General features: G+C 66.5%; 14 protein-coding genes. 7 read left to right on the top strand and 7 right to left on the bottom strand.

From position 1 onward, the window contains the following. From F7O44_RS02600 to dut, 3 genes are read right to left on the bottom strand one after another with little or no spacing between them, the layout of a single operon-like run. Positions 1 to 834 (bottom strand): DUF3159 domain-containing protein, encoded by an 834-nt coding sequence (locus F7O44_RS02600; protein ID WP_162448609.1) that lies wholly within the window; start codon positions 832 to 834, stop codon positions 1 to 3. Then, the gene (locus F7O44_RS02595) at positions 831 to 1,580 is read right to left on the bottom strand and encodes a DUF3710 domain-containing protein (protein ID WP_162448608.1); all 750 of its coding nucleotides are present in this window, start codon (positions 1,578 to 1,580) and stop codon (positions 831 to 833) included. Before F7O44_RS02595 ends, F7O44_RS02600 begins: the two co-directional genes overlap by 4 nt. 48 nt (positions 1,581 to 1,628) lie before the next feature. Then, a complete protein-coding gene (gene dut, locus F7O44_RS29960) occupies positions 1,629 to 2,084 on the bottom strand; it encodes a dUTP diphosphatase (RefSeq protein ID WP_343073800.1) in 456 nt (151 codons plus the stop codon). 54 nt (positions 2,085 to 2,138) lie between these two features. Between dut and F7O44_RS29955 the strand changes: the two genes are divergently transcribed. Continuing rightward, positions 2,139 to 2,636, top strand: coding sequence for a DUF3093 domain-containing protein (locus F7O44_RS29955; protein ID WP_162448606.1), 498 nt, complete (start codon positions 2,139 to 2,141; stop codon positions 2,634 to 2,636). On the opposite strand, the gene F7O44_RS02580 is transcribed toward F7O44_RS29955, so the two are convergent. After that, positions 2,633 to 2,932 carry a DUF4193 domain-containing protein gene (locus F7O44_RS02580; protein ID WP_162448605.1) on the bottom strand — a complete coding sequence of 100 codons (300 nt, stop codon included), beginning with the start codon at positions 2,930 to 2,932 and terminating at the stop codon, positions 2,633 to 2,635. The genes F7O44_RS29955 and F7O44_RS02580 overlap by 4 nt on opposite strands. 512 nt (positions 2,933 to 3,444) lie before the next feature. Beyond that, positions 3,445 to 4,341 (bottom strand): NAD-dependent epimerase/dehydratase family protein, encoded by an 897-nt coding sequence (locus F7O44_RS02575; RefSeq protein WP_162448604.1) that lies wholly within the window; start codon positions 4,339 to 4,341, stop codon positions 3,445 to 3,447. Between the two features lie 224 nt (positions 4,342 to 4,565). On the opposite strand from F7O44_RS02575, the gene metG reads away from it, so the two are divergent. The 4 genes from metG (at position 4,566) to F7O44_RS02555 (ending at position 10,516) form a co-directional block, all read left to right on the top strand. Continuing rightward, positions 4,566 to 6,104, top strand: coding sequence for a methionine--tRNA ligase (gene metG, locus F7O44_RS02570; protein WP_162448603.1), 1,539 nt, complete (start codon positions 4,566 to 4,568; stop codon positions 6,102 to 6,104). Positions 6,105 to 6,196: 92 nt separating this feature from the next. After that, positions 6,197 to 7,630, top strand: coding sequence for an HAD-IG family 5'-nucleotidase (locus F7O44_RS02565; protein WP_162448602.1), 1,434 nt, complete (start codon positions 6,197 to 6,199; stop codon positions 7,628 to 7,630). Positions 7,631 to 8,273: 643 nt separating this feature from the next. Continuing rightward, positions 8,274 to 9,629 (top strand): serine hydrolase, encoded by a 1,356-nt coding sequence (locus tag F7O44_RS02560; RefSeq protein ID WP_162448601.1) that lies wholly within the window; start codon positions 8,274 to 8,276, stop codon positions 9,627 to 9,629. Between the two features lie 323 nt (positions 9,630 to 9,952). After that, positions 9,953 to 10,516, top strand: a complete 564-nt coding sequence (locus F7O44_RS02555) for a superoxide dismutase family protein (protein ID WP_222850973.1) — start codon at positions 9,953 to 9,955, stop codon at positions 10,514 to 10,516. 26 nt (positions 10,517 to 10,542) lie between these two features. Here F7O44_RS02555 and F7O44_RS02550 read toward each other — a convergent pair whose 3' ends face one another. Together F7O44_RS02550 and murQ are read right to left on the bottom strand one after the other, a co-directional pair. Continuing rightward, entirely contained in the window at positions 10,543 to 11,841 is a 1,299-nt protein-coding gene (locus tag F7O44_RS02550; protein ID WP_222850972.1) for an anhydro-N-acetylmuramic acid kinase, read from the bottom strand. A gap of 2 nt (positions 11,842 to 11,843) precedes the next feature. Beyond that, the gene (gene murQ / locus F7O44_RS02545) at positions 11,844 to 12,743 is read right to left on the bottom strand and encodes an N-acetylmuramic acid 6-phosphate etherase (protein ID WP_162448600.1); all 900 of its coding nucleotides are present in this window, start codon (positions 12,741 to 12,743) and stop codon (positions 11,844 to 11,846) included. Positions 12,744 to 12,852: 109 nt separating this feature from the next. Between murQ and F7O44_RS02540 the strand changes: the two genes are divergently transcribed. Continuing rightward, complete coding sequence (locus F7O44_RS02540; protein ID WP_162448599.1) at positions 12,853 to 13,959, top strand: serine hydrolase domain-containing protein; 1,107 nt, start codon at positions 12,853 to 12,855, stop codon at positions 13,957 to 13,959. Next, positions 13,956 to 14,870, top strand: a complete 915-nt coding sequence (locus F7O44_RS02535; RefSeq protein ID WP_162448598.1) for a MurR/RpiR family transcriptional regulator — start codon at positions 13,956 to 13,958, stop codon at positions 14,868 to 14,870. Before F7O44_RS02540 ends, F7O44_RS02535 begins: the two co-directional genes overlap by 4 nt. The last annotated feature ends 95 nt before the right edge of the window (positions 14,871 to 14,965 follow it).

Raw genomic sequence — 14,965 nt, 5'->3', positions numbered from 1 at the left:
CTACTCCGTTACCCGGTCCCCCTCGGCCTGCCGCAGCTGCTGGGCGCGATAGGCCGGTCTGACGATCAGCCACGAGAGGTACGCCACGAGCAGGAAGAGCGGCCAGCTCATCACCAGCCGGGCGCCGGCCAGCCATCCCAGCTGGTCCTCTCCGGCGAAATACAGCGGCGCCTGCACTGAGAGCCGGAAGGCGAACATGGCCACCCAGAGCGCGGTCGCCAGGGTATAGGCACGCAGCAGCGCGGGATCGCGCCGCCAGGCCATACCCTGGCCGGTGGTCAGGCCCACCAGCACGCCGAGCAACGGCCAGCGAGCGATGATCGACACCACGAACGCGATGCCGTAGCCCAGGTTGATCAGCAGGCCGGGCAGGAAGACGTCTTCGGCACGGCCGGTGCGGCTGGCGACGAACACCGCCAGCCCCAGGCCGATGAACCCGGCTATGACGTTCTGCATCGGGTCTCGCCGGATCAACCTGATCACGGCCAGCACGACGCCGGCTCCCAGAGCCGACCACAGCGACATCGTCAGGTCGCGGCCGGCGGCGGTGTAGACCACGGTGAACAGCGCCAGCGGCAAACCCGCGTCGAGCAACGCGCTCGGCGTCAGCGCATTGGTGGCTTTGAAGCGCTCATCGGCGGCGAGGCTGGTCATCCACCCGGAAGGCGCCGTGGGTAGATGCTGCCGGGTATCGCTGCCGCCCGGTTCGGCGTGCTCGTCAGCCTCGTGCCGTTCCACCGCTGGGGTGTCTGCCGCGGGCTCGTGATTGGGGCCCGGGTTGGTGGCGGCCGAGGGCCGACCCCCACCCTCGGGTGGCTGCTGGCCGGCCGTCACGTGTCTTGCTCCGTCGGCTCGACTTCGGAGGCCTGGCTGTCGGTGATGGTCGGCACTTCGTCCTGATCCGTCTCCGGCGTTTCGCGGGACGGTGGGGTCAGCGAGATGACCTCACCCGGAGGCATGGGAGTGTCGCCACGGACCACCACAACCTGTCGGGTGACCTCGACGAGACGCTGGAACGCCGACGCATCACTGATCGCCTTGCCGAGGAACGTGGCCCGCAGCATCCAGCGCGGGCCGTCGATGCCGGAGATCCGCGACGGCTGGTGCCCCTGCTTGCCGTCCTTCGTGGTGACCGGTATCACCACCCGGACCTCTGTGCCGAACGGCCCCGTGCCCTCCTGCGCGCTGCCGCCGCGCCGTTTGGCGTCCTCGGCGATCTGCAGCCGCGTCTGTTCCCAGAGTCCCGAGCTCCTGGGCGCCGCTACCGCAACCAGCTGGACCGCGGCCTCCCCGACGGCGAGCAGGGCGCTTGTGCCGCGTCCGCTGCGTTTGTCGACCTGAAGCTGGATCTTCATGCCGTCGACGCCTCTGATCAGCAGACCGCCCAGATCGATCCGGCCTTCGCGGGCCTGGTCGAGGTCTACTTCCGAGGAGTCGTACGGCCCACTCGTACGATCTACGCCGGCTGCTTCCGCCGCGCCCTCGTCAGCAGGCTGTTCTTGGTCAGCGTCGTGCTCGCCGCTCTGGTGCGGCTGCTCTTGGTGCGGCGCTTCGTCGTCTCGTCGCCGGCGTCGGAACACCTGTGTTTACTCCCTATATGTCGACAGAGATCGGGTGACCCCTTCAGGTCAACGGCCCGTTGACCCGTACCCACCATCGCCCCGTGCCGAACCCGGCAGCCGTTCCACTTCGTGGAACGTGGCGTGCTCGACCCGCTGGACCACGAGTTGCGCGATGCGGTCACCACGCTCGAATACCGCCGGTTCACGGAGGTCATGGTTCACGAGCAGAACCTTGACCTCGCCCCGATAACCAGCGTCCACCGTGCCAGGCGTATTGACAATGCTGACACCCAGCCGATGCCCGAGTCCGGAGCGCGGGTGGATAAAAGCAGCGTAGCCCGTGGGCAGCGCAATCGCGATGCCTGTGCCAACCAGCGCGCGTTCGCCCGGGGCGATCGTCACAGCCTCGGTGGTCACGAGATCCGCGCCCGCGTCGCCGGGATGGGCGTACGACGGCATGGGAACGTCCTGGTCAAGCCGTGCGATCAGCACGTCGACCCGGGATTCTGTCACATCGCTCACGTCCGCAGACCCTACCTGTGCACCGAAGCGGCCGGACGTGGCACCCTGCTCGATATGGACAACAGGCAGACCGGCAACAGTTCCCGCCGATCCACCCGCTACCACGAGCGACTGTTCGCGCCGCTGAGCTGGTGGCTGCTCTTGCTGGGCCTGGTGTTCTCCGTCTGGCTGATCTATCAGCATGCCTATGGCCCCCGGGTTTCCGTTCCGGCCGGAGCCGGACTGCTCCTGCTGGGCGGCTTCGTACTCGTCATGTATGGCCGACCGCGGATCGCGGTCGAGTCCGGCGCGCTGATCGCCGGCTCTGCCCGGTTGCCGCTCAGCGCCGTCGGCAGCGTCGAGACCTTCCACGGCGACGCCGCCCGTGCTGCCCGCGGACGTGACCTGAGTCCCGCTGCCTATTGGATCGTCCGCGGCTATATCACCCCCGTGATCCGGATCGAGGTCGTGGACGCCCAAGATCCGACGCCGTACTGGCTGCTGTCCAGCCGCCGCCCCGATGAACTCAAGGCGGTCATCGGGGCGGCGCGCGAGGAGGCTGGGAGCACTTAGGCAGCGCAGTCGCGGCAGACCAGCTGCCCGGCCTCCTCCTTTGCCAACTGGCTCCGGTGGTGGACGAGGAAGCATCGTCCACAGGTGAACTCATCGGCCTGCCGCGGAAGAACCCGCACCGCGAGTTCCTCGTTGGACAGGTCGGCGCCAGGTAGCTCGAGCGACTCGGCGAGTTCAGACTCGTCCACGTCGACGATGCCGGACGACTTGTCGATCCGTCGGTTTTTCAGTTCTTCAATCGAGTCCTCGGATATTTCATCCTCGGTCTTGCGTGGTGCGTCGTAATCGGTTGCCATTGGGCTGTCCCCCTCGCTGGGCACATAGCAGTCAGTGTTCTTTGCGGTGTGGCACCAGGCAGCACCACTCCCGTCGTGCCCTTCGTAACGCACGAGAGGTCGCGGTTGTGCCCGGTCCAGCGCCGAGATTGTGCCTGATTTCTTACTCCATCTGCACATCGGCTCGCCGATGTGATGCAGATCATCCGGCCTCCACCTGCGCCGGGCGTCCATTCCCGCGAACTGATGCCGGATAGATGCCACTGGTGTCACTATCGTTTGCGGAGCGCAAGGGTACCCCACCTCACCGCTGCTTTGCCGCCGGCGCATGGCCTTTTCTCAGCAATGTGGCTAATTCCCGTTGTCCTGGAGCACCGCGCACCACCCAGCTACCGGGGAGTAACGGCCCCACCAGGACGAATGTTCACCCTGAGCGAAGACGGGCTTTCTCTGGAGTAGAAGACCCCGCACGTGTGGCGAGGCACACAGAGTGCTGTGGCCGATGCGCCGCTCTCACGATCCTGGCCGCGTTGTCAATGGCGGCTGATTTCCGTGGGCAGGTCCACACACGGCATTTCCACGACGTGCTCCGCGGTGAAACCGAGGAGATCACGCGCGACCGTGAGATCGGCGGGAACCTCGCGGCCGGGGAATTGTGCCCGTCGCGGGACTCCGGGGTGAAATGCATCGAGTAACTGTTCGGTGGGATACGGGGCGGAGGTCAGGGGTGCGGCCACCGTCACCACATGAGCACCAGGAGCGCTCACCCTCAGGCCAGCTTCAACCGCACGAGCCGCATCGCGGACCTCGAGGTACATCCAAAGATCCGGAGCCCCGTGTTCAGGGTCGGCGGCGATCATCTTCAAAAAACCAGGCAGCCGGTCGTCCGTTCCAGGGCCGTTGCCGAGCCCCGCGACCATCGGAAAGCGCAACGCCACGACCGTTGCGTTGTGCCGCCGCGCCATCGCCGCAGCTGTCGCCTCGTCGACGTACTTGGACAACGAGTACGGATCCGCTGCCTCGGTCGGCAGGTGCTCGTCGAACGGCAGGTATGCGGGATGAACCGGATGCGGACCGAATTTGAGGCCGACTGCGTTGATGCTGCTGGCGATCACCATGCGCCGGATGCCGCGCTCCCCCGCCGCGTCCAGCACCGTGAACGTCGCCGCGGTGTTGCCGCTGAAGACGCGATCCGCGGTACCGAATTTCGGTGACGGTATCGCCGCGAGGTGCACCACCGCGTCCACGTCCTTCAACGCGTCGGTGACCACGCTCCGGTCGCCCGCATCACCGACGACCACACGGCTGGCCTGCAGGTCGCCCGGATCCTCGAGCACCAAGGCTGTGACCGGCACATCGAGCTCGGTGAAGTGCCGCAATACCGTGCGGCCGATCAGCCCGGCGGCACCCGTGACCAGAATCCGTTTCATCAGTCCTATCTTGTCAGCCCTACGTCTCTTGTCATCTTCGACGTCGCGCACCGCGTATCATTGCCGGCATGCTGCGCCGCGCCTCTTGCCTCTTCATGATGCGCCCCCACAGGGGGCTGTTCGGCGTGCGGTTGTAACCCACTCACTTCCAAACCACGGGCCCCTGCCACGCAGGGGCCCAGTCTTGGTGTGGCCCTGCTGGGCAGCGGCGAAAGGGACACACCATGAGCAACGGACGCTACTACGTCACCACCGCCATTCCTTACGTCAACGGGGACCCGCATCTCGGGCATGCCCTCGAGGTGGTCCAGGCCGACGTGCTGGCACGTCATCGGCGCCTGCGCGGGCAGCAGGTCCGGTTTCTGACGGGCACCGACGACAACGCGCTGAAGAATGTCACGGCGGCCCGCGAGGCAGGCGTCGAGGTCGGTGCCTTCGTGAAAGCGAACTCCGAGAAATTCGCCGCCCTGCGCTCGCCGCTGAATCTGTCCAACGACGATTTTCTCCGCACCAGTGTCGACCCACGCCATGCCCGCGCGGTGTTGCGGCTCTGGGAACGCTGCGATCGCAGGGGCGACTTCTACCGGCACTCCTACGAAGGTCTGTATTGCACGGGCTGTGAGCAGTTCTACTCCCCTGGCGAACTCGAGGACGGGCGATGCGCCGAGCATCAGCGAGAACCCGAAAGTGTCGTCGAGGAGAACTGGTTCTTCCGGTTGTCGCGCTACGCCGGCGAACTCCTCGACGTCATCGAATCCGGCCGGGTACGCGTCGAGCCGGTCCAGCGGCGGCACGAGGTACTGGCGTTCATCCGATCCGGGCTGAACGACTTCAGCGTCTCGAGACCTGCCGAGCGATCCGGTGGATGGGGCATCCCGGTCCCCGGCGATCCGGCCCAGACCATCTACGTGTGGTGGGATGCGCTGGCCAACTACGTCAGCGCTCTGGACTACGCCTCCGCGACCGATGCCGGCGAACACGGCCCGGCCTACCGGGATTGGTGGCTTGAATCCGCCCGCCGCGTCCATGTCATCGGCAAGGGCGTGGTCCGCTTCCACGCGGTGTATTGGCTGGCGCTGTTGCTCTCCGCCGGTGAGCCGCTGCCCTCCGACATCTTCATCCACGACTACCTGAGCGCCAACGGCGGCAAGCTCTCGAAGAGCGCCGGCAGCACTGTGGACCCCGTCGAGCTGGTTGACCGCTACGGTTCGGACGCGCTGCGCTGGTGGCTGGCGCACGGAGTCGCGCGGGTCGGCGACACCGACTTCAGCGAGCACCGGCTGGTGGCCAGCCACGATCTCGACCTCGCCAATGGACTCGGAAACCTGGTGAACCGCACCGTGACCCTCGTCCACAAGTTCCGCGCCGGCCGGCTGGGCACCACGCAAGCCCATTCCCTGCTGCCGGCATCGGCCGATGAGCTGCCGCGGACGATTGACCAGTGCCTCGACACCTTCAACATCCGCGCGGCCACGGACGCCCTGTGCGTGGTCATCGCCGATGGCAACCGGCTGGTCGAGACAGAGCGGCCGTGGCATCTGGCTGCCCTCGAGTACGCCGGTGACGACCACGCCGCCCAGCGGCTCGACACGGTTCTGGCCACATTGGTCCAGGTCTGCAGGGTGCTGGCGACGGAGGCGGCGCCGTTCATTCCAGCCGGGGCGCAACAGCTGCGCACCCAGCTGGGCACCGGCGCACAGGTGGGCCGCCCGGGCCCGGTGTTCCCGCGGCTAGCCCGCGTCGCGAGCGGTGCTCGCCATTGACATCCCCACACGTGCTCATAGATGAGAAGGTGGGGAGGCACCATTGCGCGATCGTGGAATCTCGACACGCATGTCCATGGGAGAACGAAGACATGACACTTGCCGCCGACCCGGAACGCGGAATTTACGCGAACCGGACGCTGAACCTGCGTTCTGTCGAAGCTATCGGCTACGACATGGACTACACGCTCATCCACTACCGGATCGAGGAGTGGGAGGGCGCCGCGTTCCAGCATGCCGTCCGGCTGCTGGGCGAGCGCGGGTTCCCCGTTGACGACGTCGTGTTCGACGCCGACCGCTACCTCCAGGGCCTGGTCATCGATCTCGACCTCGGAAACCTGGTCAAAGCCTCTCGGTTCGGCTACGTCATCCAGGCGCAGCACGGTACCCGGCAGCTGTCTTTCGACGAGCTCCGGCGCACTTACAACGGCGTCTTCGTGGATCTGGGTGAGCGGCGTTTCCGGTTTCTGAACACCATGTTCTCCATCTCCGAGGCGGCGCTTTACGCGCAGCTGGTGGACCGGCTCGATGCCGGGGTGATCGCGGGTCCGATGGGCTACGACGAGCTCTACCACCAGGTGTCGTCCGCACTGGACCAGTCGCATGCCATCGGCACTCTCAAGAAGGAGATCGCCGCGGATCCGGACCGGTTCTGCGACCTCGACCACGAGACCGCCCAGACTCTGCTCGATCAGCGCCTTGCCGGCAAGGCGCTGATGCTCATCACCAACAGCGAGTGGTCGTACACCCGCGACATGATGAGCTACGCCTTCGACCGGCACGTGCCCTCGGGCTCGTGGCGCGACCTGTTCGACCTCGTGGTCGTTTCCGCCGCGAAGCCGCGGTTCTTTGCCGAGGACGGCCAGGCATTCCGGATCGTCGAACCGGATAGCGGCCTGATGCACCCGCACCGGGGTCTTCTCGAGGCCGGGCAGGTGTACCACGGAGCCAGCGCCCGGCTCGTGGAACAGAGCCTTGGCCTCGACGGCGCCCAGATCCTCTACGCGGGCGACCACCTGTTCGGCGATGTCCACGTGACGAAGTCGGTGCTGCGTTGGAGAACGGCGCTGATCATGCGCGAGCTGGAGGCGGAGATCGCCGACGCCGCCCGATTCGTCGGCGACGAACAGGAGCTCAGGGAGCTGATGGCCGCCAAGGTGCTTCTCGAGGACGAGGTAGCCCAGACTCGCCTCGCCCAAGCGAAACACGGCGCGCAGAACAACGGCGATGCCACCGCGCTGGAACATACCCGTTCTATCGGATCAATCCTCGAAGAACTACGCGAGTTGGATCTGCGTATCGTCCCACTCGCCAAGGCGGCTGCCGAACTGGGGAACTCGACCTGGGGCCCGCTGATGCGCGCCGGAAACGACAAGAGTCTGTTCGCTCGGCAGGTCGAGAGGTACGCAGACGTCTATACGTCCCGAGTGGCCAATTTCCGCCTACGTACGCCCTTCGCATACCTTCGGGCGACGCGGACGAGTTTGCCCCACGACCCGGTGCCGCACGAGCAGTCCCACGTGTGAATTCATTTGAATTGTGATGGAACAAAAATGATCCGCGTGTGTCAATTGACCACTTTGACACACGCGGACCATACCCCCGTGCAATTCGGTTCGTCTTCGCCGGCCCCCGTCGTCGCTGCGTTCCCCCGCACCGCTGGCCTGACACGACGCCGACCTGCATTTCAGGATCTCATCGGAGGAGACCCACTGGGCAACTAGAGAAGGTTCAGTAGCAAATTGAGCACGTCGTCGACCAAGTCGCCGATCGTGTCAAGCAGCGAATCCAAGAGTCCCATGAGCCGCCTCCCTCCGAGTGTCTCTCGCGGATTTAACCCTACCGAACCTAGCTATCTAATCCGGATGATCCGGTAGGTCATGAGCATGACTATATACATGACAGTTCGACGCGTAAAGAGTTTTGGCAAACTGACTTGCCGTCAGCCTCAGTGCATTTCAAAGCTCGATCGAGCTCCGAAGACATCATGACTAACTTGTCACGGCTCGCAAGGTCGCTTGTCAGTACCGTCCGTCTTGTGCCCTGCCCGGCAGCCGCTCGCGCATCGGCTAGTGTCGTGTCGGCGCAGCGTTCAGCGTCGGCACCACTAGAACCCTCTTCGGAGAACCTGTGTATCCACGCCGTCTTCCCATCCTCAGCCTCAGCATGGTGAGCGCTCTGCTCGTCGTCACGGCTTGCACTGAGCAAGACCCGTCCGACGACTCCAGCGCGACTCCCCCAGCCACGGAGACTGCCCAGGCGGGCACGGCCGATCTGGAAGAGCTGAGCATCGATACCCCCGTAGCCGAACAGGCTCAGTGGGTCCTCGAACAGTTGCGGGCCGGATCCGGTCCGGATGCGGACGTCGCGGCCGGGCGCTTCTCGGACACCTTCCTCGCCCATGTGCCGGCCGAGGATGTCGCCGACACGTTCGATTCACTCCGCAGTCTGGGCACCTTCGTGATCGACGACTACGACGGCACCGAGCACCAGGCACAAATCGATCTGACCACCGAGGACGGATCTTCATGGCAGATGCATGTCGAACTGGACAACGACGGCCTGATCGACACGTTGTTCGTACAAGCGGCCTCCGAGGTTCCGGACATCAGCAGCTGGGAAGACCTCGATGAAGCGCTGACCGACACTGGTGCGGACTTCGGCCTCTACGCCGTTCGGGACGACGACGGCACCTGGGAGGTGATCCATGAGCACCAGAGCGCCCAGGCCCGGCCCATTGGATCGATATTCAAGCTGTACGTCCTCGGCGCGGTCCAGCAAAGTGTGCTCGGCGGGGATCTCTCCTGGGACGACGACGTCACCGTGACCGACGACGTCCGCAGCCTTCCCACGGGCGAGTTGCAGGACGCTGAGCCCGGGACCTCCGTCAGCGTCGCCGAGGCCGCCGAGAAGATGATCTCGATCAGCGACAACACCGCCACCGACATCCTGATCGATCTGGTGGGCCGGGAATCCGTGGAAGCCGCGGTGTCCGACATGGGACACGACGAACCGGCGCTCCTCACACCGTTCATCACCACCCGCGAGCTTTTCCAGCTCGGATGGTCCGATCCCGAGTTGCCGCGCGCCTGGCAGGGTGCGGACACCGACGAACGCCGCAGGATGCTCGAGGAGCTTCCCGGCGGAGTGCTCGACGTCGATCCGGGCGGGATCACCGAGGCTGTCTGGCCCTACGGCGTCGGCTGGTTCGCCAGCGGCCCCGATCTGGCCGCGGCCCACCATGCGCTGCACGACATGGCCGCCGACGACGACTCAGGCACCGTACGCGCGATCATGGCGGTCAACCCTGGAGTACCTGTCGATCCCGACGCTTGGCCCTACGCCGGCTTCAAGGGCGGCGGGGCGCCTGGGGTCTATGCGTTGTCCTGGCTGCTCGAGGACCCCGACGGCGTCCGGCACGTCTTCGTGATGCAATTGGCCACCGACGAGCCCGGCGCACTGGCCGACGAACGGCGCCTAGCCGCGATCGCAGCTCAGGGCCTCGAACTGCTGAGCGATGGGTGAGCGGCTTGCTCGATCAAGGAATGGCGAAGCGCTCTCCGACAGCGGTTGGCTGACCGGCTGACGAAGCTCGCGCCGCTCACGGGCGCGGCAGCCCACGCGGCGCCGAAAGTTGGCGTTTCTCGGACGGGAGCCGGGCCGCGTCGGTAGCGTGACGAGCTGATTCTCGATCGTCACGTTTCTGGAGCATCGCTGTGTCGCTCATCCGCCTGCCTCTTCCCCGCCCGCCTCGTACCGGCCCACGGTTACTCCGCGTCGCTCGCCGATCGGGTGCCGGCCCTGCTTCGGGCCGCCGCGGCCGAGCCCGAACCGGTGCCCTGGCAGTTGTGCTGAGCGCCGTCGTCGTCTCAGGATGTGGCGGTGACGACGCGACGAACTCGGCCCCGGCCGATGTTCCCGCCACCGCCGACATCAACGACGTGCGCACAGTGACCGCGACCTTCAGCAACGATGCAGGCCCAGCCGAGGCGTTCACTTACGACGACGCCCTCCCCATCGGAGGATACGCCGAGGTGACGATTGGGCCGGCCGGCGAGGGGACCGAGTTCACACTCACCCTCGATGGTGTCGAAGCCGACCGGGAGTTCGGAGCGCATCTGCACACCAATCCCTGCGGGCCAGATCCGGGCGACTCTGGTCCGCACTACCAGGACGTGCTCGATCCTGTGCAGCCGTCGACCGACCCTGAGTACGCCAACCCCGAGAACGAGGTTTGGTTGGACCTCACGACGGACGGCACCGGCCATGGCCACTCCGAGACCTCCGTGGGGTGGACGCCCCGTACCGGGGAGGCCAACTCCGTGGTCATCCACGAGAAGCACACCATGACCGGGCCCGGCGAGGCCGGCATGGCCGGTGACCGCTTGGGCTGTGTCGACGTCCTCCCGTGATGCGGCTGTGGCTTCGCTGTCGCTCTTCAGTTGCCCGCGTCGAGTACCAGGGCCGACGGCGCGGCCTGGAGCGCTGCCGGCAGTCGCAGCGGACCGGCACCGGGCGTCACGGTGCCGAGCACACTAGCCCGGCCGGCGCCGGTGCACGACGGCACGCTCCCGGGGAGTCCGTGCCACGTGTGCCACCCGATCAGCGCGAACGCGATCGCCTCCTTGGCGCCGACGGGGGCTCCGAGCTCCGCCGAGGATCGGAGCGCCACCTCCGGCATTTCGGCAGCCAGCATGGCGCGAAGCGTCGGGTTGAGCCAGCCTCCGCCGGAGACCACCAGCGTGTCGATGTTGTGCGAGCGGACCTCGGCGGCCACGGTGCGGGCGGTCAGGGCGGTGAGCGTCGCGACGACGTCTGCATGATCGGCGCCGGTCGCATCGATACCCGGGTGCCGGGACAACACCTCGGCCAGGTAACCGGCGTGGAACAGTTCCTTGCCCGTAGTCTTCGGTGCGGTGAGTGCGTAGTACGGCTCCCCCAGCAACTCCGCGAGCAGATCGCCTCGAACCGTTCCGGTGGCGGCGATCCGTCCGTCTACGTCATACCCGGGCCCATCTGGATCAGCAGCCAGCACGGCCGCATCGATCAGGGCGTTCGCCGGGCCGACGTCGTAGGCGACCGGCGCGTGGCGACCGGCCTGCTGTAGCACGGTGATGTTCGATATCCCGCCCAAGTTCAACGCAGCGGCCCGCCCCGTCAACCCGGCCAGGAGAAGCAGGTCCAGCAGCGAAACCAGGGGCGCGCCCTGCCCGCCGGAGACGATGTCGCGGATGCGCACGTCGGAGATCACCGGGACGCCGAGCCGGTCGGCGATCCAGGCCGGCTGCCCGATCTGCAGCGTGCCGAGCGCCCGGTTGCGATCCACCCAGTGATAGACGGTCTGCCCATGAGAACAGCCGAGGTCAACCCCTCCGACGGCGGCCGCCGCGCTGGCGGCGGCGCCAGCGAACGCCTGCCCGATGAGCGTGTCCAGCTCGCACACGTCGGCGTAGCGAATCTCTGCCGGCGGCAGTGTGCTGCGTAACCGGGCGCGCAGCGCGGCGTCGTAAGCCGGACTCGCCGTATGCCGGACGGTTCCGTGCAGCACGTTGCCCTCGTCCAGGGTGAAGTCGACCACCGCGACATCGATCCCGTCATGACTCGTCCCGGAGATCATCCCGAGCACAGTCAGAGGTTCCGGGTGCGGGGGATTCGACGGGGTGCGGTCGGACGCGCGTAGCCCGAGGAACGCGGGCGGAGGGGGTTCCCCTGCCTCTCCGCCGGACCGGGTACTCATGGCTACTCCTCGAGGGCGAGGCGCAACCGGCCTTCGGCGCGTTGCAACCGCGCCCGCGCTTCTGGCACGTCGACGCCGCTGCGAATCAGCAGGATGGCGGGTTTTACCTCCATGTCGGCCGCGTGCAGCGCGGCCAGCGCCTCGTCGCGCCCGGCGTCGGTGACGAGCCGCACCATCCGGATAGCTCGTTCCCTGAGCTTCTCGTTGGTGGCGCGCATGTCCACCATGAGGTTGCCGTAGGTCTTGCCGAGCTGAACCATGGAGATGGTCGAGATCATGTTGAGCACCATCTTCTGCGCGGTGCCGGCTTTCAGGCGGGTGGAGCCCGCTACCACCTCGGGGCCGACAAGCACCTCGATCGGCAGGTCCGCGGCCAGGCCGATGTCGCTATCGGCATTGCAGGCGAGAGCGATCGTCAGCGCACCGAGATCCCTGGCCGCGCGCAAGGCGCCGAGCACGTAGGGAGTCCGTCCGCTCGAGGCGATGCCGACGACGGCGTCACCAGACCCGACGCCGTGGGAGATGACGTCAGCGGCACCGGCCTGTTCGTCGTCCTCGGCGCCTTCCTGGGCGGCGACGAGCGCTTCCATGCCGCCGGCCAGGATGCCGTAAACCTGGCCGGGCGCGGTGTTGAATGTCGGAGGGCACTCCGACGCGTCGAGCACACCGAGCCGGCCGGCGGTTCCAGCGCCGACGTAGAACAGCCGCCCGCCTGCCTTCAGCCGCGCCACGACACCTTCGACGGCTGGCACGATCTGTCCTAACGCGGCATTCACAGCCGCGGGCACCGTGGCGTCCGCCTCGTTCATGATCCCGGCCAGCTCCGCCACCGAGGCGGTGTCGATGCTGTTGTACTGCTCGTCCACCTGCTCGGTCATCAGCTGCTCTAACGGAGTTGTCATCGGTTCCTTTCGTGCCGCAGGTCCAGCACGCGTGTCAATTATCAACCCACCGCGGATGGAATGGGTCAATAAACTACACGATGATCGTGGATCTCGTAGTCTGTCCCCCATGAGCAGACTGCGGCAGCTACTCGAGGCCGGCCTCCGCACAGACACTTCGCAACACACCCATCCGCGCTACCCGGGAGCCGTGGCGCTCGTGATGCGCAATGGCGAGCTTATCGAGAAAGCAGCCGTCGGGGACGCGGTCCGATACGGGCCCGGACCAGAACTGCTGTCGCCCGACGAGCGTGAGGCAATGACGCCGGACACGGTCTTCGACATCGCTTCGTTGAGCAAACTCTTCACCGCGGCGACCACGCTCGCACTCAGCGACGAGGGCCTGCTCACCCTCGACACGCCCGCGGCGTCGCAGTTTCCGGAATGGGCCGACGACATCCGCGGCGAGATCACGGTGCGGCACCTGCTCACGCACACGTCGGGCCTCCCAGCCGTGCGGCGGCTGTGGGAGATCCCCACCCAGGCCCAGCGCGTCGCCGCGGTTCTGCAAGCCCCACTCACACACACCCCGGGCAGCCACTTCGAGTACTCGTGCGTCGGATATATCGCCCTTGGACTTTTCCTCGAACGGCTCACCGGCAGCCGCCTGCCCCGTCTCGTGGAACATGCGGTGCTTACCCCCCTGGGCCTCGCCGATACGAGCTACCGCCCTCATCGTGGTCTGGTCGCCCGCACCGCCGCCACCGAGTATCAGCCCTATGTCGGCCGAGGCATGGTCCGCGGCGAGGTCCACGACGAGAACAACTGGGCGCTCGGCGGCACGGCGGGCAACGCCGGGCTCTTCAGCACCGCTCATGACCTCGCCCGATTCGGCGAGATGTTGCGGCTCGGCGGTGAGGTAGACGGCGCTCGTGTACTAGATCCCGACACCGCCCGGGCAATGATCACCGACCAGCTGCCCTCGCGGCTCAAGCCGGGCTACCGGCATGGTCTCGGCCCCCGCATCGGCGACAGGTCGTTCATGGGAAGCCTGGCCGCGCACGGCGCGATCGGGCACACTGGCTTCACCGGCACCTCGCTTGTGGTGACCCCCAGCCTGGGAACGGTGACGATCCTCCTCACCAACCGAGTCCATCCGTCTCGGGAATGGTCGGAGATCTCCACGATCCGGCAGCAAGTGGCCGATCTGACACTGACGGAGGCAGGCCGGACATGACCACCCACACGCCGACGACGGCACCGCCGCCGTCTCCACATAACGCGCTTGTGCACATCCGCGCCGCGCTGCCCACCTTGCGCCCGGCCGAGCAACGCGTGGCAGCGGCCGTCATCGAAGATCCTGCCGGCGTTTCCGAGAGTTCGATCAGTAAACTCGCTGAACAATGCATGACGTCCGAGGCGACGGTGCTCCGATTCTGCCGGGCCGTGGGCTTCCGGGGCTACCCGGATCTACGGATGGCCCTGACGCGTGATGTGACGCTTCAGGAAGCGACCTCACATCACGGCCCGATCGACGGCACTATCAACGCCACGGACGACCTCCGGACCATCGTGGCCAAGATCACCGCCAACGATGCCCAAGCGATCGAAGACACCGTCGCCGCACTCGATCTGAACACCCTCGAGCTGGCTGTGGACGCCGTGACCACCGCACGCAAGATCGACATCTACGGCGCCGGAGCCTCGGGCGTCGTCGCTGAAGACTTGCATCAGAAGCTGCGCCGCATCGGGCTGTTCGCCTCCGGTGTGTCCGACCCCCACGTCGCGCTCACTTCCGCATCGTTGCTCACCACCGAGGACGTCGCCGTCGCCATCTCGCATGCCGGAACCACGGCGGACACAGTCGACATGCTGCACGTCGCCAAACAGAACGGTGCCACCACCATCGCCGTCACCAACGTCCCCCGATCTCCGCTGGGCGGGCACGCCGACTACGTCCTCATGACGGCCGCGCGGGAGACCACATTCCGCTCCGGGGCGATGGCCAGCCGCATCGCCCAGCTCGCGGTGGTCGACTGCCTGTTCGTCGGCGTGGCACATCGCCGCTACGAGGAGACGCTCGCCGCCCTCGACAAGACCCGCAGCACGTTGCAGACCCGCAGGGTTCAGCCCCGCCGCCGCCAGTGATCCAGGGGCTTCGATTCCGGCTCGTGGAGTCTCTCCTCGCCCGGTGATCGTCAGTACGCTGTGGTCCCTATGAGGTGATCGTCAGTACGTTGTGG

It is taken from the genome of Phytoactinopolyspora mesophila, assembly GCF_010122465.1.
Taxonomy (GTDB): Bacteria; Actinomycetota; Actinomycetes; order Jiangellales; family Jiangellaceae; genus Phytoactinopolyspora; species Phytoactinopolyspora mesophila.
Note: the sequence above shows the minus strand (reverse complement) of the source record. Positions and strands in the feature narration are given on the sequence as shown.